The sequence below is a fragment of the Draconibacterium halophilum genome (assembly GCF_010448835.1).
Classification (GTDB): Bacteria; Bacteroidota; Bacteroidia; order Bacteroidales; family Prolixibacteraceae; genus Draconibacterium; species Draconibacterium halophilum.
The window spans coordinates 2,430,559-2,453,236 of record NZ_CP048409.1; the positions used below are offsets into that span (position 1 = coordinate 2,430,559).

The 22,678-nt window shown below is 39.7% G+C and carries 16 protein-coding genes; 9 read left to right on the forward strand and 7 right to left on the reverse strand.

Annotated features, from left to right (window positions below):
* Positions 1 to 22: 22 nt before the first annotated feature.
* The 4 genes from G0Q07_RS09815 to G0Q07_RS09830 all read left to right on the forward strand — a co-directional run bounded on the left by G0Q07_RS09815 (position 23) and on the right by G0Q07_RS09830 (position 4,242).
* The gene (locus tag G0Q07_RS09815) at positions 23 to 1,102 is read left to right on the forward strand and encodes a mannose-1-phosphate guanylyltransferase (protein WP_163345932.1); all 1,080 of its coding nucleotides are present in this window, start codon (positions 23 to 25) and stop codon (positions 1,100 to 1,102) included.
* Between the two features lie 87 nt (positions 1,103 to 1,189).
* Positions 1,190 to 2,491, forward strand: coding sequence for an L-fucose:H+ symporter permease (fucP, locus tag G0Q07_RS09820; protein WP_163345933.1), 1,302 nt, complete (start codon positions 1,190 to 1,192; stop codon positions 2,489 to 2,491).
* 2 nt (positions 2,492 to 2,493) lie between these two features.
* The gene (locus G0Q07_RS09825) at positions 2,494 to 2,841 is read left to right on the forward strand and encodes an L-rhamnose mutarotase (protein WP_163345934.1); all 348 of its coding nucleotides are present in this window, start codon (positions 2,494 to 2,496) and stop codon (positions 2,839 to 2,841) included.
* 141 nt (positions 2,842 to 2,982) lie between these two features.
* Positions 2,983 to 4,242, forward strand: a complete 1,260-nt coding sequence (locus tag G0Q07_RS09830; protein WP_262887998.1) for a cation:proton antiporter — start codon at positions 2,983 to 2,985, stop codon at positions 4,240 to 4,242.
* Between the two features lie 51 nt (positions 4,243 to 4,293).
* Here G0Q07_RS09830 and G0Q07_RS09835 read toward each other — a convergent pair whose 3' ends face one another.
* The 6 genes from G0Q07_RS09835 to G0Q07_RS09860 form a co-directional block, all read right to left on the reverse strand.
* The gene (locus G0Q07_RS09835) at positions 4,294 to 5,154 is read right to left on the reverse strand and encodes a sigma-70 family RNA polymerase sigma factor (protein ID WP_163345936.1); all 861 of its coding nucleotides are present in this window, start codon (positions 5,152 to 5,154) and stop codon (positions 4,294 to 4,296) included.
* 110 nt (positions 5,155 to 5,264) lie between these two features.
* Positions 5,265 to 6,704 (reverse strand): Do family serine endopeptidase, encoded by a 1,440-nt coding sequence (locus G0Q07_RS09840; RefSeq protein ID WP_163345937.1) that lies wholly within the window; start codon positions 6,702 to 6,704, stop codon positions 5,265 to 5,267.
* Positions 6,705 to 6,944: 240 nt separating this feature from the next.
* The gene (locus G0Q07_RS09845) at positions 6,945 to 7,526 is read right to left on the reverse strand and encodes an LOG family protein (protein WP_163345938.1); all 582 of its coding nucleotides are present in this window, start codon (positions 7,524 to 7,526) and stop codon (positions 6,945 to 6,947) included.
* A gap of 119 nt (positions 7,527 to 7,645) precedes the next feature.
* Positions 7,646 to 9,616: a DNA topoisomerase (ATP-hydrolyzing) subunit B gene (gyrB, locus tag G0Q07_RS09850; RefSeq protein ID WP_163345939.1), complete on the reverse strand. Its 1,971-nt coding sequence runs from the start codon at positions 9,614 to 9,616 to the stop codon at positions 7,646 to 7,648.
* 347 nt (positions 9,617 to 9,963) lie between these two features.
* Positions 9,964 to 11,742, reverse strand: a complete 1,779-nt coding sequence (locus tag G0Q07_RS09855) for a TonB-dependent receptor (protein ID WP_163345940.1) — start codon at positions 11,740 to 11,742, stop codon at positions 9,964 to 9,966.
* 11 nt (positions 11,743 to 11,753) lie between these two features.
* On the reverse strand, positions 11,754 to 14,825 hold the full coding sequence (locus tag G0Q07_RS09860) for a tetratricopeptide repeat protein (protein WP_163345941.1): 3,072 nt from the start codon (positions 14,823 to 14,825) through the stop codon (positions 11,754 to 11,756).
* 200 nt (positions 14,826 to 15,025) lie between these two features.
* Between G0Q07_RS09860 and G0Q07_RS09865 the strand changes: the two genes are divergently transcribed.
* Complete coding sequence (locus tag G0Q07_RS09865) at positions 15,026 to 15,748, forward strand: cell division ATP-binding protein FtsE (RefSeq protein WP_163345942.1); 723 nt, start codon at positions 15,026 to 15,028, stop codon at positions 15,746 to 15,748.
* Between the two features lies 1 nt (position 15,749).
* On the opposite strand, the gene G0Q07_RS09870 is transcribed toward G0Q07_RS09865, so the two are convergent.
* Positions 15,750 to 16,853: a glycosyltransferase gene (locus G0Q07_RS09870; protein WP_163345943.1), complete on the reverse strand. Its 1,104-nt coding sequence runs from the start codon at positions 16,851 to 16,853 to the stop codon at positions 15,750 to 15,752.
* Positions 16,854 to 17,205: 352 nt separating this feature from the next.
* Between G0Q07_RS09870 and murB the strand changes: the two genes are divergently transcribed.
* From murB to G0Q07_RS09890, 4 genes are all read left to right on the forward strand, one after another.
* Positions 17,206 to 18,222 (forward strand): UDP-N-acetylmuramate dehydrogenase, encoded by a 1,017-nt coding sequence (gene murB, locus G0Q07_RS09875; RefSeq protein ID WP_163345944.1) that lies wholly within the window; start codon positions 17,206 to 17,208, stop codon positions 18,220 to 18,222.
* 326 nt (positions 18,223 to 18,548) lie between these two features.
* Positions 18,549 to 20,567 (forward strand): thioredoxin domain-containing protein, encoded by a 2,019-nt coding sequence (locus tag G0Q07_RS09880; protein WP_203532494.1) that lies wholly within the window; start codon positions 18,549 to 18,551, stop codon positions 20,565 to 20,567.
* On the forward strand, positions 20,564 to 21,610 hold the full coding sequence (locus G0Q07_RS09885; protein ID WP_163345946.1) for an NAD(P)/FAD-dependent oxidoreductase: 1,047 nt from the start codon (positions 20,564 to 20,566) through the stop codon (positions 21,608 to 21,610). Before G0Q07_RS09880 ends, G0Q07_RS09885 begins: the two co-directional genes overlap by 4 nt.
* Positions 21,611 to 21,693: 83 nt before the next feature.
* Positions 21,694 to 22,560 (forward strand): DUF3078 domain-containing protein, encoded by an 867-nt coding sequence (locus G0Q07_RS09890; RefSeq protein WP_163345947.1) that lies wholly within the window; start codon positions 21,694 to 21,696, stop codon positions 22,558 to 22,560.
* Positions 22,561 to 22,678: the final 118 nt, after the last annotated feature.

The window sequence follows — 22,678 nt, forward strand, 5'->3', positions numbered from 1 at the left end:
ATAAACTTAGAATTGAAATCATATGAAAGATCTTTATACCCTAATCATGGCAGGAGGATCGGGAACACGATTCTGGCCAAGCAGTAAAACGGTAAAACCAAAACAATACCTGAATATTTTTGGTGATAAATCGCTCCTTCAAGATACTATTGAGCGATTTGCAACTTTCACCAAAAAAGAAAATATATACATTGTTTCAAGCGCCACACAGGCAAAAATTCTGGAAGAACAAACACCAATGCTTCCTAAAGAAAACCTGATATATGAGCCAATTGGAAGAAATACTTTGCCGTGTATTGGTTTGGCTGCTATGTATGCCGAGCGCGAAAATCAGGATGGAGTGATGGTTGTTTCTCCTTCCGATCATTTAATAAAAAATAATGCCTTGTTTGAAGATACCGTTTTGGCTGCTGCAAAAATTGCAAACGAACGCGATGGAATTGTAACGTTGGGAATTACGCCAACTTATCCGGCAACGGGTTATGGTTATGTAAAAACTGCTGAGGATATTACCGGCGATGAAAAAATAAAACAGTTTAAAGTTGAACGTTTTGTTGAAAAACCGGATGAAGCAACAGCTACAAATTACCTTAAACAAGGTGGTTTTTACTGGAACAGTGGATTGTTTGTTTTCAAGGTGTCTGTTTTTCTGAAAGCTGTTGAACAATTTGCCCCGGACTTGTATGCTGATTTACGCAAAATTCAGGCTGATTTAGGAAATCCAGGTTATCCTGAAACACTGGATACTATTTACCGTGCTGTTGAAAGTATTTCTGTAGATTATGGCATTATGGAACATGCCAAAAATATTTATCTGGTTGAAGGAAATTTTGATTGGAATGATCTGGGCAGTTGGGAATCGGTATATCAGACTGATGAAAAAGATGAAAATGGAAATGCCGGAAAAGGGGAAGCTATCTTTTTAGATTCGAATAATTCTTACGTGTCTACCGACGACGGTCTTGTTGCTGTTGTTGGTTTGGATGATGTAATTGTTGTGCGCGATGGCAATACCACTTTGGTTTGCAAGCGTGACAATGCCGAAGACATTAAAAAGATTGTTGAACAATTAAAAGCTAAAAACAAATCGGAATATTTATAAAAAACTTTGCCCGGTAATGTTTACCGGACAGGTCTCTAATCTATACTAACTACCAATATTTGGTGGTTTAGTTAAACTATTGAACCAATGAACAAGACTAAATCAATCGTGGTGGACAAGAAGATTCTTGTTCCGTTTATACTAATTACCAGTTTGTTTGCGCTTTGGGGGTTTGCCAACGACATCACCAACCCAATGGTGGCGGCATTTAAAACGGTAATGGAAATATCCAATGCAAAAGCCGCGATGGTGCAGTTTGCATTCTATGGCGGGTATGCAACAATGGCAATTCCGGCCGCATTAATTATTAAACGATACTCGTATAAAACCGGAATTCTAATCGGATTAGCCTTATACGCCATTGGTGCCTTGTTATTTTTTCCGGCAGCAAAATACGAGTTTTTTGGTTTTTTCCTGGTTTCACTTTACATCCTTACTTTTGGTTTGGCTTTTCTGGAAACAACAGCCAATCCCTATATTTTATCCATGGGCGATCCTGCAACCGCGACACGACGTTTAAACCTGGCACAGTCGTTTAATCCATTGGGGTCGATCCTTGGGATGTTTATTGCTTCAAAACTAATTTTATCATCATTAGAATCAGACATGCGCGATGAAACCGGGAATCTGATTTTTGATACATTAAGTGCTGCAGAAAAAGCGGTTATACGCACAAACGATCTGGCTGTAATACGCGATCCGTACGTAGTTTTGGGCTTTGTGGTAATTGTAATGTTGATAATAATTGCCGTTGCAAAAATGCCAAAACGCGAAAGTGCAGATCACGAAATTCATCCATGGCACTCGGCAAAAAGGTTGTTCCGGAATAAAATATACCGTGAAGGAGTAATTGCACAGGTATTTTATGTGGGAACACAAATCATGTGCTGGACTTTTATTATTCAGTATGCTGATAATTTAGGAATTCCAAAGGCTGAGGCACAAAACTACAATATTATTGCCATGGCAATTTTTATAATCAGTCGCTTTATCAGTACCTTTTTAATGAAGTACCTGAACGCCCGTTATATGTTGTTGCTTTTTGCCATGGGAGGAATGCTTACAACTGCTGGTGTAATTTTGATTCAGGGAATGATGGGATTGTATTTACTAGTGGCAACTTCAGCTTTTATGTCGCTAATGTTCCCGACAATTTACGGAATTGCTTTGGAAGATGTTGGCGACGATACAACTCTGGGAGCTGCTGGTTTGGTAATGGCAATTGTGGGCGGAGCTTTAATGCCACCATTGCAAGGTCTTATTATCGATCAAGAGACGATCGGGCCGATTCCGGCAGTTAATTTTTCGTTCATTTTGCCGTTTATTTGTTTTATCGTAATTGCAATATATGGAAGAAGATCTTATCGTGAATTTAAAAAAACGCAATAAAAATGGAGTACAATCGCTACTGTAAAACTTTGCAATTGGAAGACAATCAGGAATTGATTGAGCAGTATAAAAAAGTTCATACTCCGGGTGCAGTTTGGCCGGAAATTACCCAGGGAATGTTAGATGTTGGGATTATTGACATGGAAATTTACCTGTTGGGGAATCAGCTTTTTATGATCATGGATACCGTTCCCAATTTTGATCACGATACCGACATGAGCAAATTAGCCAAAAAACCACGACAGGCAGAATGGGAAGCTTATGTGTCGCAATTTCAAAAAACCGCTGATACTGCAACGGCAGATGAAAAATGGCAATTAATGGAGCGTATTTTTAAGTTAAGAAACTAAATATTAGGAGTTAGTTTTCTAGTACTTGCTGGGTATGAAATGATTCCATCAGTATTCTAAACAAAAGAAAGAGGCCAGCCTTTTTCATAAAAACAATTGTACAATCCAACTGTTTGTTTAACTTAAAACAAATATCTCTTTATGAATGCATACCTCTTTTTAATTGGCCTTTGCGTCATTATTATATTATCCTTTTTTACAAATATGTTTGCACGAAAAACCAATGTGCCTAGTGTGTTGATCTTGATATTATTAGGTGTTGGAGTGCAACAATTAATGACCTACTTTGAAATGGAGCCCGACTATTTTTGGGCACTGGAAGTATTGGGCATTGTTGGTTTAATAATGATTGTACTTGAAGCTGCTCTCGATCTTGAGTTGAAGAAAGAAAACTGGCCGTTAATATGGAAATCATTTACCATTGCCTCTTTATCGTTGGGATTAACAGCTGTTTCTATCGCTTTTGTTATTCAGTTTTTTATTCCTGAAATAAATTTTTTACCCGCATTGGTATATGCGCTGCCCCTTTCAATAATGAGTAGTGCTATAATTATCCCAAGTGTTGCCAATCTTACAAAATACAAGAAAGAATTTCTTATTTATGAAAGTACCTTCTCTGATATTTTGGGCATTATGGTATTTTATATGATTGTTGAAAACCTTAATGTGGAGGGTATGCGCCAGCTTAGTTTTGCCATTGGAAGTAACATTGTGCTTACGCTGGTTATTTCGGTGGTGTTATGTTATGCTTTGCTCTATATTATTCAGAATATTAAAGGCGATGCAAAATTTTTCTTGTTTTTGGCAGTACTGGTTTTGTTGTATGCTGTAGGAAAAATGTTTCACCTGTCATCGTTGATTATTATTCTAATGTTTGGCTTGTTGTTGCGTAATTATAAAGTTTTACTTTTCGGAAGGCTGAGGGAATGGTTGAGCGATTCAAGAATTGATGGTCTTTTCGATCAGTTTAAAATGATTACTAAGGAAACAGCCTTTTTGGTACGCACCTTCTTTTTTGTTGTTTTTGGAATGACATTGCCGCTGGCTTCGTTATATAACTGGAAAGTTTGGCTAGTAAGTGTAATCTTTCTGGTAGTTACTTATGTGCTGCGGTTTGGATTATTTTACGTTGTTGAGCGAAAGGATACACTGCCGCAAACTTTTATTGCTCCCAAGGGCTTAATAACTATTTTGTTGTTTTTTGCTATTCCCGAATCGTTACGGGCTGAAAAATTTGAAGGTGCAGTATTATTTGTAGTAATTATTTCTACCAGTTTAATTATGGCCTGGGCATTAATTGCAAGTAAGAGTACCAATCCTAAAAATGGAGAAGAAGGGGAGGAAGAAGTTCAGGAAAGTGATGCGGGAGATAAGCCTGATGTAATTGAGATGCCCAATTGACTAAAATAAAAAAGGTTGCCATATTTAAATGACAACCTTTTCTTTTTCTTCTTAGCCCAGATATGTTTTTAATAATTTGCTACGCGATGTATGTCTTAATCGTCTGATAGCCTTTTCTTTTATCTGTCTTACCCGTTCCCGGGTTAATCCAAATCGTTCACCGATTTCCTCTAATGTCATTTCCTGGCACCCTATGCCAAAAAATAGTTTGATGATGTCACTTTCTCGCTCAGTCAAAGTTGCTAACGCGCGGAAAATTTCTCTTGCCAAAGATTCGTTGATAAGGCTTTTGTCGGCATTTGGCGAATCGTTGTTCACCAAAACGTCAAGAAGACTGTTGTCTTCTCCATCAACAAAAGGTGCATCAACCGAAACATGTCGGCCAGAAACTCTTAAAGTATCTGCAACTTTATCAGCAGGTAGCTCAAGAGATTCTGCTAATTCTTCAGGCGATGGCTTGCGTTCGTGTTCTTGCTCAAATTTTGAAAATGCTTTGTTGATTTTATTCAACGAACCTACCTGGTTCAGAGGCAAACGAACGATACGCGATTGCTCAGCAAGCGCTTGAAGAATAGATTGGCGAATCCACCATACTGCATAAGAAATGAACTTAAAACCGCGGGTTTCGTCGAATTTCTCGGCTGCTTTAATCAACCCAAGATTGCCTTCATTTATTAAATCGGGTAAGCTAAGTCCTTGATTTTGGTACTGCTTTGCCACCGATACAACAAATCGAAGGTTTGCTCTTGTAAGTTTCTCCAAAGCCGCCTGATCGCCTTTTTTAATCCGCTGTGCTAACTCCACTTCCTCTTCTACAGTAATCAGCTCTTCTTTACCAATTTCCTGCAAATACTTATCTAAAGAGGCACTTTCACGGTTAGTGATAGACTTTGTGATCTTTAGTTGTCTCATATATAATCCTTAAAAAACGTGCAAATATAGAACATTAATATCTAATGGTCAAAGAGAAAGCGTATCGTATTTTGTAATTAATACAAAGTTAAAGGTATAAGCTTAACATGTTAGCGTTCAACGCCAAAAACATAGTATGCTGATTTTCCATTCGGATATACTCCTTCAACCAATATTCCTCCTCTCGCATTTCCAACTTCTCGCTTAAAATCTGATACCTCGTAAATTGGCTTTTTGTTTACTGTGGTAATGATAAACCCTTTTTCGAGGCCAGCATCTTTAAGTTTTCCTTTCTGAAGATTAGTAATCATTATACCGTTTCTGATTCCCAAATCTTGCTTAACACTGTTACTCACTGCTTCAAACTCGGCACCAAGTACGGTTATATTGTCGCGTACAATCTCGGTGTCGCCGTGTTTGTTACGTAAGGTAACGGTAAATTGTTTCTTTTCATTGTCCCTAATTACAACAATATCTACATTGTCGCCCGGACGGTACTGACTAACTCTTTCCTGTAGCTCGGCTGCTGTTTTTGTTTTCTCGCCATCAACACTAATGATAACATCGTCTTCTTTTATGCCGGCTTCGTTGGCAGCTCCGTTTTCAACGACTCTACCTATATAAACACCTTCCACCTTGTCAAGGTTCAGTTCTTCTGCAATTTCTGCATTTACATCGCCAATGTTTACACCCAGTAATGCACGTTGTACCTCTCCAAATTCTTTGAGATCTTCAACTACTTTTTTAACAATTGATACAGGTACGGCAAAAGAATATCCAGCGTATGATCCGGTACGTGAAGCAATTGCAGTGTTAATGCCAACCAGGTTGCCTTGTTGGTTAACCAATGCTCCACCACTGTTTCCGGGGTTTACTGCTGCATCGGTTTGAATGAATGACTCAATTCGGTACTGGTCCTGGTTAATTCCCAGGTTTCGTCCTTGAGAGCTAATAATACCGGCTGTTACTGTTGAAGTAAGGTTAAACGGATTACCAACTGCCAAAACCCATTCGCCAAGTTGAAGATTATCTGAATTGCCATAAGTTAAATAGTTCAAATCTTCTGCTTCAACTTTTAATAAGGCGATATCGGTTGACGGATCGGTACCTACCAATCGTGCTTCAAATTCCCTTTTGTCGTTTAGTATTACTTTAATATTCTGAGCGTTTTCAATAACGTGGTTATTGGTTATGATATAACCGTCTTCCGACATGATTACGCCCGAGCCAAAACCTTGTTGTACTTGTGGTTCTCTTTTTTGTAATCCAAAAAACTCATCTAAATACGGGTTGCCGCTCGACCATTGACCGGTTCGAACAGATTGTGTGGCAATATGCACTACTGCGTGAATTGATTTTTCGGCAGCAAAAGTTAAATCGGGTAACTTTTGGTCGCTGTCTGCGGGGTAATTAACAAATTGTGCTGCTTGTTCTTCTTTTACTGTTACAACTTGTGGCTTATCGAAAAAAGTGCTGTAAGCCCAAACTCCTACAAATGCACCTGCTATAACAAGTAAAAATATCAGCGAAATTCTTCCTACTCTTTTCATAACTTAAAAATTTTATACGTTCTTGTTTTCTTTTCAGGCTATTGAGAACGCAAATTTGCTGCCACTGTTTTGCTGGCCTGCCACTTAATGCTTCTATTTTGCATAATTTAACACCTAGCTATGACTAGTGTTAAAAAGTTGAAACAAAAACTGCCTTCTCTGAAACTATGTCATTATGGCTTGACAGAACATGCAAATAATAGGACAATTTATCGCTTAAATAATTACAGGTGCAATTAATTATTTTTCAGGAACTTTAAACCATTTCAGATCGATTTCTACAGCCTTATAGTTTTCAATGTGTTTCATTGCTTCTTTAGGTGTTTCAGCAACAAAATATAATTGTCTGTAAATATCTTTTGCAAATAGTTCGACATACGAAAGCTCAAATTGTTTAAAGAGGTGGTCGAAAAAATTATTTGTATTCACAAAAACAATGGGTTTTGAATGATAGGAGAGTTGGCGAAGTGTAATTACCTCCAGTATTTCTTCGAGTGTTCCGAAACCTCCTGGTAATGCAATAAACGCATCAGACATGTCGCGCATTTGTGCTTTACGCTCCATCATATCTTTAGTAATTATAACTTTATGAGTGTTGTTGGATGCCAACGAGCGACCAATCATCCGTTCCGGAATAATACCTATTGTTTCAGCACCTGCTTTACTGGCAGAAATAGTAGCAGTTTCCATCAATCCGACATTGGCGCCACCATTTATAAGATTATGGCCTCCTTTGCCAATTAACTCTCCCAGATTTTGAGCAGCTTCAAAGTACTTTTCGTTTATGGCATTGCTCGATGAGCAGAAAACACAGATGTTCATATTTTGGTATTTAGCAGAGCGAAAAAATCCAGGAATGTATCCCGGATTTTAACTCAATATTTTATGAAAATTGGCAGCAGTAAGGAATGACTCGCTGCGCTATTTGTTCTTCAACCTTATTACGCGTCAATATTTGCGTAAGTGGCATGGTCTTCAATAAACTTACGGCGAGGCGGTACATCGTCGCCCATGAGCATTGAGAAAATGTGATCAGCTTCTGCGGCATTATCAATGGTTACCTGTTGTAGCATACGTTGCTCCGGATTCATTGTTGTTGACCAAAGTTGCTCAGCATTCATCTCACCCAAACCTTTGTAACGCTGCGTATGCACGGCACTTTCGTTACCATCGGCCCATTCTTCAATCAGCTGTAGACGCTGTTTCTCGTTCCAGGCATATGATTCTTTTTTACCTTTTTTTATGAGGAAGAGTGGAGGAGCAGCGATGTAGAGGTGCCCTTTTGTAATCAGGTCGTTCATGTATCGGAAGAAGAAGGTCATAATCAGCGTGGCAATGTGACTTCCGTCCACATCCGCATCGGTCATTATCACAATTTTGTGGTAGCGCAGTTTTTCCATGTTTAGGGCTTTCGAATCTTCTTCGGTACCAATGGTAACTCCAAGCGCTGTGAAAATATTTTTGATTTCTTCGTTTTCAAAAATCTTGTGTTGCATGGCTTTTTCTACGTTCAGAATTTTACCACGCAACGGAAGAATAGCTTGTGTTCTGCGGTTACGACCTTGTTTGGCTGTTCCGCCTGCCGAATCTCCCTCGACAAGGAATACTTCGCAAAGAGCAGGATCTTTTTCAGAGCAGTCACTCAATTTTCCCGGTAATCCACCACCCGAAAGCGCATTTTTACGTTGCACCATTTCGCGGGCTTTACGAGCCGCATGACGGGCCTGAGCTGCCAAAATTACTTTTTGTACAATTTGCTTGGCTGCCTTTGGATTTTCTTCCAGGTAATTTTGTAAGGCTTCGCTGGTGGCCTGGTCAACCGATAAACTAACCTCGGAGTTACCTAGTTTTGTTTTCGTTTGCCCCTCAAATTGTGGTTCGGCAACTTTTACCGATATTATTGATGTCAATCCTTCGCGAAAATCGTCGCCACTGATATCAAATTTCAGTTTTGAGAGCATTCCACTTTGGTCGGCATAATTTTTAAGGGTACGTGTTAATCCACGTCTAAAACCGGTTAAGTGTGTTCCTCCTTCAATGGTGTTGATATTGTTTACATATGAATGAATGTTCTCGGAAAAAGAAGTGTTATACTGCAATGCAATTTCCACCGGAATACCATTCTTTTCAGTAGTGATGTGTACCACCTCCTCAATCAGCTTCTCACGTGTTGTGTCAAGATATTCAACAAATTCTTTTAATCCTTCTTCTGAATAAAAGTTTTCTTTTTTGAAATTTCCTTCCTCATCCGTTTCGCGTTCGTCAATAATCGAAAGATTAATTCCGGCATTCAGAAATGCCAACTCACGTAATCGTGCAGCCAGTATTTCGTATTTGTATTTTGATTCTAAAAATATCGAAACATCGGGTTGGAAAGTTACTATTGTACCAGTAATGTCGGTTTCTCCAACGATTTTGGCTTCGTATTGTGGCTTTCCTATTTTGTATTCCTGAACCCAAATTTGTCCGTCGCGGTGTATTTCTGCTCTCAGGTCAGACGACAATGCGTTCACACACGAAACACCTACACCGTGCAAACCACCCGAAACTTTGTACGAGTCTTTATCAAATTTACCACCGGCATGCAGCACAGTCATTACAACTTCCAGCGCCGATTTGTTTTCTTTTGTATGTTTTTCGGTTGGAATTCCACGGCCGTCGTCTCTAACGGTAATGGAATTATTTTCATGAATAATTACATCGATATTGTTACAATATCCTGCAAGCGCTTCATCAATTGAGTTGTCAACCACTTCGTATACCAAATGGTGTAACCCTTTTTCGTTGGTGTCGCCAATGTACATCGACGGCCTTTTTCTTACCGCTTCTAATCCTTCAAGTACCTGGATACTATCTGCTCCATAGTTTCCCTTGCCGATGTTTAGGAGGTCATTTTTTTTACTTTCGCTCATCTCTGTTTGTTAAAATTAAATCTGCTAAAACAAAATAGTTTTCTCCGCTAAAAAGAATTAAAATCTTTTCGAAGAAAACTAGTTGATCTTCAGGCTTTTATCGTGATTTTAAAACGATCTTATAATCATGTCACAAATATATAAAAAATAGGCAGAAAATCACCTTTTTAAATGGCTTAAAACGCCTGTTTTTTTAACAAGATATTAACCTCAAAATGAGCGCAAAGACGCCGGTTTTTATTTCGTAGAACAATGGATGGGAAAAACGACAAAAAGTGGTATTGTTTTTATCTAAAAAAAGGGAAGCTTAAGCCTCCCTTTTGATCGAATTGATTGATTGTTGCCGGTTAAAAAGAATAACTTATTCCGGCCATCATATTAAAGCTTTGCACCGGGTATCCGAACCAGCGTTGATATTTTTGAAAACCAAAATTGTTAAGCTGTGCAAACACCGAAAATTGGTTGGTGATCTGGTAGTTGCCCTTTACATTTAAGTCGAAAGCAGTGTCGAGATTGTTTGATTTGTAAATTGGTACAAGAGCACTAAACTGTCTTGGATCTCCGGGATATTCAATTATCAGTGCTTTTCGTTCGCCCATTAAAAAGATGTCGGCCGACAAACTAAGTTGTTCACTTACTTTGTAGCCAATATTTAAGTTGGCATCCCATTTTGGTAGGTTCCAGGCTTCTTCCTGCTCATCGAGCTTGTAGTTGTAGTAATTAACGGATGCCGTCAGGTCAACTTTATCTGATGAAGCGTGAAAGACCTCCACATTTAGTTTTAACCGGTCGATATTATCATATAAAACCTTAAAAGTATTGTCAACAATCGATGGAGCGGGATTGTATGCAGGATCAAAATATAAAGCTTCACTCAGATAATAGAACGGCTGGTTATCGATCATGGCATATTCTGCCGAAATTTTAAAGTTGGTCTTTTTTGAAAGTTTGCCATCGAAACCACCATAAAAACGAAATTTCTGGAACGAATTCATTACATCGTGCACCGGATCCACAAATGGATTTTCGTAGGCAATTTTTGAATAGTAATTGCTGATGTGGTCGCCATCAATTCCAGCGTAAAGATTGATCAGTTCCGGAACCGGTGCCCAATTGGCGCGTACATTTGGTGAAATCTTGGCTTCGGTATCTTCATCAGAAACCATAATAAACCAGGTATTAACGCCGAGTGTAATATTGGCTGTTTCGTTGCCGATAAACCAGGCGGGTTTGGCGTGTAAAATTATTTGCGAGCCATCAATATTAATTGAGTCTGTAGGCAGGCGATTGTAACTGGTTTTTGCATATAAAACGCCGCCTTCAAGCAGTCCAACGCCGGTAACCATAGGTTGTTGCACATTCAGTACAAAATTAGCGTAATGCTCGCGCTGATCGGTTTTTGTGCCAAAATAATGGTAAGTAAAATCAAATCCAACTGTAGGATCATCGTATTCGGCTGTCGGGTTTTTTAGCCCGATGTTGATTCCGCCTTTTGCAAACGACTGCTTTGTATCAAAATAATTGATGTTTTGATCGTCTTCCAGCAGCGGATCAGGCACGGCAGTTAAAGGATAGCCATAGTAATTAAAAGCATCGTGTTTAAAATCGAGATTCACCGAAAGTACATTGTCACGAAAAAGGTGTTTTACAAACAAGTCGACCTCGTTTTTCATAAACGGCGCATCCACTTTATTGCCGCCTTCCAATTCAATATCGTCAAACGACGAAAGGTGCATGGCATGAATGCCAAACAATGAGTTTTTAGAATTCTGATTATTAAAGAAAACCTCGCCATAAGGACGGAATGTGGTTCCCAGTCCGGCACGTACCAAGCCGTATCCATTATCTTGGTCCTGTGACGTTTCAACAATGGCTGCTTTTAACGGATTCACAGAAAACGTACTAAAAACCGGCTTGCTGTTGATGTTGTACTTAAATGTTGGTTTCTGATGTTCTGTTTCATCAATAGTTGGCATGCTGTTCAGTTTGTTCGCATCAGAAAGGGTTGGCTTGTAGGCTTTTGTAACCTCTACTTCCTGTGTAAGCGTGGTGTCGGTTTGCGCCTGTGCAAAAATGACAGTGCCAACAAAAAATAGTGTTAAAATATATCGAGCTGTTTTGAACATGTTGTGCATTTTTAGTTTTGTTTAATTTCCATTTGGAACGAACTGTCGACCGCATTTTGCTGTTGTTGCGCTTCTTTGGCCAGAATAACATCGAGGCGTTTCCGGGCTTCGGCTTTCACTCCGTCGTTGTCGTTGTTATAGTTTTCTGCTAAACTTTTTAAAGTGTGTTTGGCCTGAAATTGATCGCCGTTATCTTCGTAAATACTGGCCAGTAGTAAAAATGATTTTCCCAGCCAAAAAGTATAGGGCGTTCCTTTGTCAATAAAATCAACAATTTCTTCTTCAGCCTTGGCTTTGTTGTTGTCGCGGTAATAAATTTCTGCCAACAGGTATTTGGCTTCTGCTCCCTGTTCCAGTTTGGTATCTTTTGCCACATCGCGTAGGGGACTAATTGCTGAGCTTAAATTGCCCAGTTCGTAGTTTGATTTTCCAATGGCATAATCGGATTCCTTTTTTAAAGCGTCGTTGGCCACATCCGATTTATTTACCTTTTCGGCAGCCACAATTACCTGCTGATAGTTCTGATTGATGAGGTGACAACGCATTTGACCAGTGTTGGCACGAAGCGAATTCCATTTTCCGGTTGCTTTTTCTTCAAGGCGATTAAACAGCTCAAGCGCGGTATTGTAATCGCCGGCATTGTAAGTTAGTTCCGATGCTCGTGCAAGTGCCTGTTCGGTAAAAATATTATCGGGCTGGTTGGCTACAAACGAGTAGTGCGAATTGGCTTCCTCGTATTTACCTTCCTTGTAACGAGTTTCCGCTAAATAGAAATGTGCGTTAGTAACGTAAGCTCCGTTTGGATATTGATTAAGGTACTGTTGCAGTTGAATATCTGCATCCTCATTTCCGGCCATATAAACACGTTCTGCAGCTGAATAGGTTAACTGGTCTTGTTCCGATGCGCTAACGCTGACATTGCCTCCCAGTTGACGAACGTAAGCAAAATAAGCATCTACATTGTTCAGTTCCACATAACAATTTTTTATCCCTTGAAGAGCAGAATTTGCTTCGGGTGTGCCTTTGTAATTTTCTGCCACTTCTTTGTATTGGTGCAAGGCTTTGTTAAAGTCGCCGTTGTTATAATTTACCAATCCTAATTGCAACAATGCATTACGGTAAAAATTACTGTTCGGATGGTTCTCAACAATCTCCTGGTACTGGCGAACGGCCTCAAAGTTATTCCCCATTCGCTCGTTCGCGCGCCCCAGTTCGTACAAAGCATCATCGTAGTAATCCGACTCCGGAAACTCACGTAACAGCAGGTTCAGGTTGTTGATTTTGTCTTGCTGTTTACGCTGAAGTCCCTTGCAAAATGCAATTTGCAGCAGTGCATAATCAGCTTCCAGCATTTTTATATTGTAGGCACGCTCATAATTATCGATGGCCTGTGCGTAATTTGTATTCAGGAAATAATAATCGCCAATACGGTTGTAGGCATCGGCAATCTTCGGAGTTCGTTTGCCCTGCATTTTTTCTACATACTGGCGGAAATGTTGTTGTGCTGCTTCCTTGTTATCGGTTTTCAGATAAGCATAAGCCATGTTGTAATCGGCACTTAAAGCTTCAGCATCGGTTGCCGATGAAGAACTGCGTGCGAATTGGTTGTACGAAGCAATTGAATTGTTATAATCGCCTACGCGGTACAAAGCTTCCGACTTCCAGTAGAGTGCCCTCGATTTTATTTCGTTGCTGTAGCTTCCGTTGGCCAGCGACAAGTCAAAATTCTCGATTGCCTCGTTGTACGCCAGGTTATTGAACAGCTCCAGACCACGGTAAAAGGTTACCCGCTGATAGGCTTCTAGAATATCGGGTGTTTTGTTTTGTATTTTTTCAATCGATTCTATGGCGTCCTTATAGTTTTTGGTTACCATATAAACTTCACCCAGTATTTCGTAAGCTTCGGTGTTTTTTGGCGAATTTGGGTATTCCACAATGTAGCGGTCAAAAGCTTTTATGGTTTCGTTAAAAGGAGAGTACGATAGCTCGTAAGTTAGTTTGGCGTAACTGAAAAGCGCATCTTCTTTTATGTCCGCATTAAAATCGTATTCCGAAGCCGCGTTATAAGCTGTTTTTGCTTTTTCCTTTTCATCAAGTTTTATAAAACAGTCAGCCAGATGATAGTAGGCATTTTGTGTCATTTCATCTTCTCCGGTAGCTGCTTTTTGCAACAATTCGGCTGCCTCAGCATATTTGTCGGTGTGGTAATAACAAAAGCCAAGGATGTAATTTTCTTCCCTTGTTTTTGTCCCCGATGTTTCGAAATACGTTTCTAAGTACGGAATGGCATTTTCGTACTGACCTAAGTGAAAATATGAATCGCCAACTATTTTTGCCAGTTCTATTTGATGTTCTTCCTGCACATCGTCAATAATCGGCGTGGTGTAATTTACTACTTCGTTGTATTTCTGCTGCTTGTAGTAAATGTGGCTTACATACAGCGGAATTACCTGCGAATAGGCCGGATCGTTGTTTAGCGCAGTAAATCCTTCAAGTGCGGCATCGTAATCCTCATTCAAATATTGAATATGCGCACAATAGTAAGTGGCCGGTTTGCTGTACAAATTATTGGTATTTCGGATAGCCATAAATTCCTGATAAGCAACGTTGTTATTTCCTTGCTCGAGGTTGGCAAATCCGTTTTGGTATTGCAGTTCAATACGTTCGTTTTCCGACAAGTCGCTACGATCGACTTTTGCAAATGTGCGAACGGCTAGCGAATATTGTCTTTTTTCAAACTGATTTTTACCCAGATTAAATTGTGCGCTGTTCATGTACGGACTTTCAGGATAGGTTTCAACAAAAGTTCGAATGAGTTTGTCGCCCGACCGGTAACCGGCATGAAGTGCCGAAACCGCTTTGTAATATTCTGCTTCGGAATACAGTTCTGATTTGGGCTCAACACGTTGCTGAATCTTTTCGAATTGCCGGTAAGTAGAAATGTATTTTCCTTTGTTGTAGAGTTCTTTTGCGATGTCAATATCCTTTCTAACATCATCGAAATAAGCCGTTTCCTGCGCCGTGACGTATTGAAAAGAACCTAAAATGATAATAAGAGATATCCAAATCTGAATTGTTCTCATGCTTTATGCTTTCGTATTAATGAATTAATTCCTGTAAGCCGTTATTCTCTGCTTTTGTAACGACCAACTAAAATAGCTATTCCTTGTTTGCTAAACTGTTGTTAATGCTTGTAATTCTTAACAAAAAACTGTTTATTTCTTTCCTTTATTATATATGTGGGTAAGAAATTTCAAACTATTTTAGTTGCAACACATTTTTTATGGACAAAAAAACAGTCATAAAGTTGCTTGATGCCAGCATTTATCAGTACGATAATCTGGTTCTTTCGGGCGTTGATGTTGAGGTACAGGAAGGCGAGTTTATTTATGTGGTAGGGAAAGTGGGGACCGGAAAAACCAGCCTGATAAAAACCTTGAATGCCGAAATACCTTTGGAGTTTGGTACCGGAAAAGTGTTGGATTTTGATTTGGTTGGATTGAAAAAACGAGAAGTTCCGCATTTGCGAAGACGTTTGGGTGTTGTTTTTCAGGATTTTCGTTTGCTTACCGACCGGAATGTGAATGCCAACCTGGCTTTTGTGTTGAAAGCTACCGGCTGGAAAAATAAATTGGAAATTGAAAACCGGGTTGATGAAGTGCTGAATAGGGTTGGAATGTTGCATAAAAAGGAGAAAATGCCTCACCAGTTAAGTGGTGGCGAGCAGCAACGTGTTGTTATTGCACGAGCTATTTTAAACCATGCTGATATTATTTTGGCTGACGAACCCACCGGGAATCTCGATCCTGAAACCTCGGAAGATATTCTGGATCTATTTATTCAGTTGAACAACGATGGGAAAACTATTTTGATGGCGACGCACGATTATGCGGCTATTGCCAAGAAACCTGGACGAACATGGGTTTGTGTAAATGGAAAATTAAACGATTCGGCAAAAAATACCGATGAACTTGAGTTTGAAAATATCCTGGATAAGAATGTATAGCTTATAGAAACGCTGAAAAAATACTTTTTAACACCTTTTCTTCGTTTTTCCAAGTTAATTCTTTGGCTGCCTGCATTAGGTTTTCCATCCAAATTATTCTTTTGTCTGAGTTTATAAGTGCCTTGCTTATCGATTGGGCCAAATCTTTAGGATGGTGCGAATGGCTGATTTCCCCAATATTGTATTCCTCTACAATTGCGGTCATTTCAGGTAAATTACTCACAAGTACAGGAACTCCGGCATGAATGTAATCAAACAATTTATTGGGAAGGGCAAAACGGTAATTCAGTCCCAGATCTTCTTCAATCGATAATCCAAGATCGGCAGTTGGCGTAAGTTTTGCTAATTCCCCGATAGAAAGCCGACCGGTAAAACGCACTTTGTTTTCCAATTTCTCAGTGCTGACTAATTCTTCCAGTTGCTCTTTTATATCGCCATCGCCGGCAATTACAAGCTGTGCATCATCAATAAAATGCATGGCTTTAATGGCTTGTTCCAGCCCACGGCCAATGTTTATGGCACCCTGGTAAAGAATGATTTTCTCCTGAGTACTTTTCTTGTTTTTATGAGATTCTACATTTCCTACAGGAATATTTCTTACAACCTTAAATGCAGTGCCGTATTTTTCATGGTAAATAGCGGCAATTGAATCGCAAACGGTGTAACAATGTTTTAAGTTCGGAAGCATTTTACTTTCCAGCCACTCCCATATTTTTTTTACTCGCGGGCGATCGATTAATTCAGGAACTTCGGTAAAGTATTCGTGGCTATCGTACACCAACGGTACGCGCTTTATTTTTGACGCAAGATAATTGGCGGTCAGAGCATCCAGATCGTTCGCCAACAATACATCGGCTTTTCGGAAAAGTAAAAACAGGAGAACTCGGAAATTGTATTCGGCATAAAAACAGGCGCCTTGTGTAAAAAACAAATGCATACGATGTGTCGGGTAGGTTCGGGTAAGTTCCGGGCTGGTTTTTAATTTTCTGCCCACCAGCAAAATTTCGAATCCCATTTTCTCCAGCGATGTGCACACTTTATGCACCCGGTTGTCAGAAACCAGGTCGTTTGTTACCGAAACAATTATTTGCTTTTTGCGCTTCAAGTGAATGAAATGATTTTGTTGTAAAGATAGAAAAAGTAGAAAGCCCAAAGACAGAAGTTGGAAGATTCTTGATGCGGATTCAATCTCCATTCAATTACCATTTATTTTTAAACCGCATAGTTGGCCCGAAGTTTCACAAAGGGAATAAATACTCACAATATGCAGTTTGGGAATAGGCAGTTGGCACAATACAATCGGCAATAGTAGTGGATTAATTTGAGAACGTGCTCTGCATACAATATATCAGTTTTACAATTTTTCAATTTTGGCAATCCAGCATTGGTACAAATATTAATCCTTAATCCTTCATCATTAATCGATGGAGCTTTTATCTTTGCGCAAAATTTATTCTATGATCCGCTTTTCTGAAAATCATTCGCTAAAGGCACACAATACATTTGGCATCGACGCTAAGGCAAAATATTATTTCGAATTTACCGAACTGGAAGACCTGGAGGTGTTTCTGAATTCCAATAAAAGCTGGAAAGACGAGAAGCTGATCGTTTTGGGTGAGGGCAGTAATATCTTGTTTCTGAATGATTTCGACGGCTTGGTAATTCATCCAAATGTGCCGGGAATGAATTCAGTTTATGAAGACCGTCAGCACGAATGGATTGAAGTTGGCGCCGGTGAAGTATGGGACGAGTTTGTTGAATTTGCTGCGAATCAGGGACTGGGAGGAATTGAAAATCTATCGCTGATACCCGGAAAAGTTGGAGCTGCTCCGGTGCAAAATATTGGTGCTTACGGACAGGAGGTTTGCCGCGTGGTGGAAAAAGTTAAAGGTTTCGATCTGAAAAAAGGCTGTGCCGCTGAATTTACTGCCGACGAATGTCAATTTGAATACCGCAACAGTATTTTTAAAAACTACCTGAAAAATCGTTTTATCATTACTTCTGTGATTTTTCGTTTAGAGAAATTTCCCGAGTTTGATCTTGGTTACGGCCACTTGCAAGAAAAGGTAAAAGCAAAAGGTGAAGCAAACCTCCAAAATATTCGTGAGGCCGTAATCGAAATTCGCTCATCAAAACTTCCGGATGTAAAAGAACTAGGCAATGCAGGAAGCTTTTTCAAAAACCCGGTTGTCGATAAAAAGCTGGCAGATCAACTGCTGGTTACAAGTCCGGACATTCCTGTTTACCCTGGAGAAGAAGGAAAATATAAACTGGCTGCAGGCTGGTTAATTGAACAAGCCGGCTGGAAAGGCAAGCGTATTGGCGATGCCGGTGTTCACGAAAAACAGGCCTTGGTTTTGGTAAACTACGGAGAGGCTTCCGGCAAAGAAATTTACGCGCTTTCTGAAGCAGTTTGTAATTCGGTGGAAGAGAAATTCGGCGTTACCTTAGAACGTGAGGTGAATTGTATTTAAAATTGATTCCGTTTCCTGCCCGCAGATTTCGCGGAACAAAGCAGATAATTCATTAATACTAGTAGAAAGTTTTTACCCCATAAAAAAATCCCGGCGTCCAAACCGGGATTTTTATTCTTTATTGATGTTGTGTCCTAATTTCTTAGGTGGATTTGTGCTTGCAAAAATAGCTGTCGTTTTTTAAGTCAAAATGATCATTGTCATGTACAAATTATCAAAAAACGAAATTCAGGAAACCAATTTCGAATTTTATTGTTCTTCAGAAACAAACGTTTTTGAACAGAATCAAGCGGAATTCTGCTTGTTTTAAACAATTTATTTTGATTATGTCACATACAAATGCGCTTATAAATGCCACATCGCCATACCTTTTACAACATGCTCATAATCCTGTAAACTGGCAGGCCTGGAGTGAGGAGTTAATTCAACAAGCAAAAGCCGAAGACAAATTGATTTTGGTAAGTATTGGTTATGCTGCCTGCCATTGGTGCCATGTAATGGAACACGAAAGTTTTGAAGACGAAAACGTGGCAGCCGTAATGAATGAAAATTTTGTGTGCATTAAAGTCGACCGCGAAGAACGCCCCGACGTGGATCATTATTATATGAGTGCGGTGCAACTGATGGGGCAGCAAGGTGGCTGGCCGTTAAATGTTATTGCGCTGCCCGATGGAAGGCCAATTTGGGGTGGCACTTATTTCCCGAAAGAAACATGGGTGGAGAACCTAAAAACAGTGGCGGCATTCTGCAAGGGGAAACGAAGTCAGGCAGAAGAATATGCTGTTCGTTTACAAGAGGGAATCCAACAGGTTTCGTTAATGCCCGAAGTGGAAACCGAGGTTTCTTTAAGTAATGAACTGTTACAACACGGTGTTGATGGTTGGAAAAAATATTTCGATTACGAAGAAGGTGGCAGGGCAGGAGCACCCAAATTTCCGATGCCGGTAAATCTTGACTTTCTGCTTTATTACGGATTTATGAATTCGGATGAGTCTGTGCTCAGCTTTGTTGAAACCACTTTGCTGAAAATGGCTCGCGGAGGTATTTACGATCAAGTGGGTGGTGGTTTTGCACGTTATTCGGTGGATGAGAAATGGAAAGTACCGCATTTCGAGAAAATGTTGTACGATAACGGGCAGCTCATAAGTCTTTATTCAAAAGCCTATCAGCATTTTAAGCAAGAGGAATTTAAAACGGTGGTTTACGAAACAATTGCTTTTGTAGAACGGGAACTGATGGACGATAGTGGCGCTTTTTATTCGTCGTTAGATGCCGACAGTGAAGGCGAAGAAGGAAAGTTTTATGTATGGCGAAAAGATGAACTTCTGGAAGTTTTAGGAGAAGAATATGATTTGTTCGCTGACTATTATAATGTAAATAGCAAAGGATTTTGGGAGCACAATAATTACATTATGCTGCGCGATATTTCCAATGAAGAATTTGCCGAAAAGCATGGTTTAAGTTTACACGAGCTGCAGATAAAAGTTGGAAAATGGAAATATGCCCTGATGAAAGCACGGGAAAAGCGCGTGCGTCCCGGGTTGGATGATAAAACCCTGACATCGTGGAATGCATTGGTGATAAAAGGATTGGCCGATGCCTACAAAGCTTTCGAAAACGAAGCGTTTTTAAGTTTGGCCCATAAAAATGCCGGGTTTATCGAAAAAAAGCTGTTGAAGGAAAACGGACAACTTTATCACAGCTGGAAAAATGACATCACTTCTATCGATGGATTCCTGGAAGATTACGCGCTATTGATGGAAGCTTTTCTTGCGCTGTTTGAAGTTACCGGGGATGAAAAGTGGCTGGCCTTAACGGATAAAATGGTGGAGTATGTTTCTACACATTTTTACGACGAACAAAAGCAACTATTCTATTTTAATCGATTTAATACCGATGCGGTGATTACGAACCATTTTCAGAAAGAAGATAATGTTATTCCGGCTGCCAACTCGGTAATGGCGAATAATCTGCATCGCTTGTATTTAATACATGGCAAGCCCGGGTTTCTGGAATCGGCAAAAAAGATGTTGCAATACATAACGCCGCATTTTATCAATTACCCAATGGCTTATGCTAACTGGGGCGTGCTACTATTAAAATTAGCGGCGCCATACTTTGAGGTGGCTGTTTGTGGTATCAATTCCAGGCTGTTACTCAAAAAAATGCAAAATGGTTTTTATCCGTATGTACTTTGGGCTTTTACCGAAACAGAAAGTGACGTTCCACTGCTAAAAGATCGTTTTAATCATACTTCCGATTTGATTTATGTATGCCAAAACGGTACTTGTGAATTGCCGGTTGAAGAAGTAAAAGAGGCAGCCAAAAAGCTTCGCATAAAATGAAACAGAAAGAAGTTTTAATTGTAGGGCAGGGATTGGCCGGAACCGTGCTGGCATTTGAGTTGCATTTTGCAGGTGTGGATGTTTGTATCGTCAACAATCCGCAAAAAAGTGCGGCATCGCGAGTAGCGGCGGGCATGGTAAATCCGCTTGTGTTTAAGCGAATGACCAAAAGCTGGATGGTAGACGAACTGCTACCGGTAATGAAAAAACGTTACCGCGAACTGCAAGAATTACTGGGCGAGCGCTTTTATTTCGATCTACCGATGATCAAACCATTGTCGGAACAAGAAACAGAACTGTGGCAGGAACGGAAAGCGGATAAAAGATTTGCGCCGTTTATTGAAATTGTCGATGAATCCTGTCCGATTGATTATCTTCAGGAATCACATACGTATGGAATTGTAAAAGGATCGGGATATTTGAATACCGGTCGTTTTCTGGATCGAGCCAGGCATTTTTTTCAGCAAAATAAAATGTTGATAGAAGCTGATTTTCCTGTTGATGGAAAAGGTTTTGAAGATCGTATTTTTCAGGATGTTGAATTTGATAAAATTGTGTTTTGCGAAGGGCACCATCTGAAAACACATCCACTGTTTGATTTTATACGATTACAACCCGCAAAAGGTGAAGTGCTGCAGATTTATGCTCCAGACCTTTCGGAAAACTATATCATTAACCGGCGTGTATTTGTGTTGCCAATTGGCAATCATCGGTTTAAAGTTGGTTCAACCTACGAGTGGGAAGACCTGACTGATACGCCAACTGAAAAAGGGAAAACATCGATTGTTGAACGTTTAAAAGATCTTATTCATGTTAATTATACGATTGAAGAACATTGGGCAGGAGTTCGGCCAACAGTTGCCGACCGGCGACCCGTGTTGGGGAAACATCCCCAACTTGAACATACATATGTCTTTAACGGTTTAGGAACAAAAGGCGTAATGTTGGTGCCTTATTTTGCTTCGGAAATGAAACAGTTGATTTTGGATAATAATTATCGGGTTTCTGATGAAGTTAATTTGAAACGATTTTTTAGCTTTTAGTTATGTCTACAAACTTTTATTTATAACCTTTGTTTTAATTTTCTTAATTTCAATTTCAAATAAATTACCAAACAATATTCGAAATGAAAAAATTACTGATTTTATTATTTTTACTACCTGCATTTGCGTTTGCACAACAAGAAAAAAAAGATACCCTTTGGACAACAAGCGGAAGCACAACACTTAATTTCTCGCAGGTTTCGTTAAACAATTGGGCTGCCGGTGGAAAAAGTTCCATGTCGGGAGTGATGATGTTAAACCTGTCAGCCAATTACAAAAAGGATAAGCTGAGCTGGGACAATACCTTCGATTTTCGTTATGGTTTTTTAAAAGAAGAAGATCAGGAATTGCGGAAATCGGATGATATGATCGATATCAGTTCGAAACTGGGTATAGAGGCAAAAAAGAACTGGTACTATACCGGTTTGTTGAGCTTTAAGTCGCAGTTTGCTGCAGGTTATAATTATCCTGATACCGACAATGCCATTTCTAAATTTATGGCGCCGGGTTACCTAAACCTCGGTTTGGGTATGGATTACAAAACCGATGGTTTTTCGGTAATGATGGCACCTGTTTCGGGCAAATTTACTTTTGTTACCGATGATGACCTGGCCGCCGATGGCGCATTTGGTGTTGAACCCGGTAATAATTTAAGGGCAGAATTGGGAGCTACCGTAAAAGCTCAGTTGAAAAAGGATATTATGAAAAATGTAACACTGGATACCAAAGTTGATTTTTTTTCAAACTACCTGGATCAGCCCAAGAATATTGATGTTGACTGGACATTTAAAATTATTATGAAAGTGAACGACTACCTGTCGGCTAATTTGATTACTCAGATGATTTACGATAACGATGTAAAAATTCAGGGAGATGATCCCGAGAGTTCTCCTTCACCTGGCTTACAGTTTATGGAATCGTTTGGAGTAGGACTGACGTTTAAATTTTAATAGATATTAAAATAGATGAAAAGGCTTTCTGCAGTTTGTGGGAAGCTTTTTTAGTTTAGCTGCGAGTTACGAGCCACCAGCTACGAGTTACAAAACCGGAGAGCTTAACTGAGAAAAT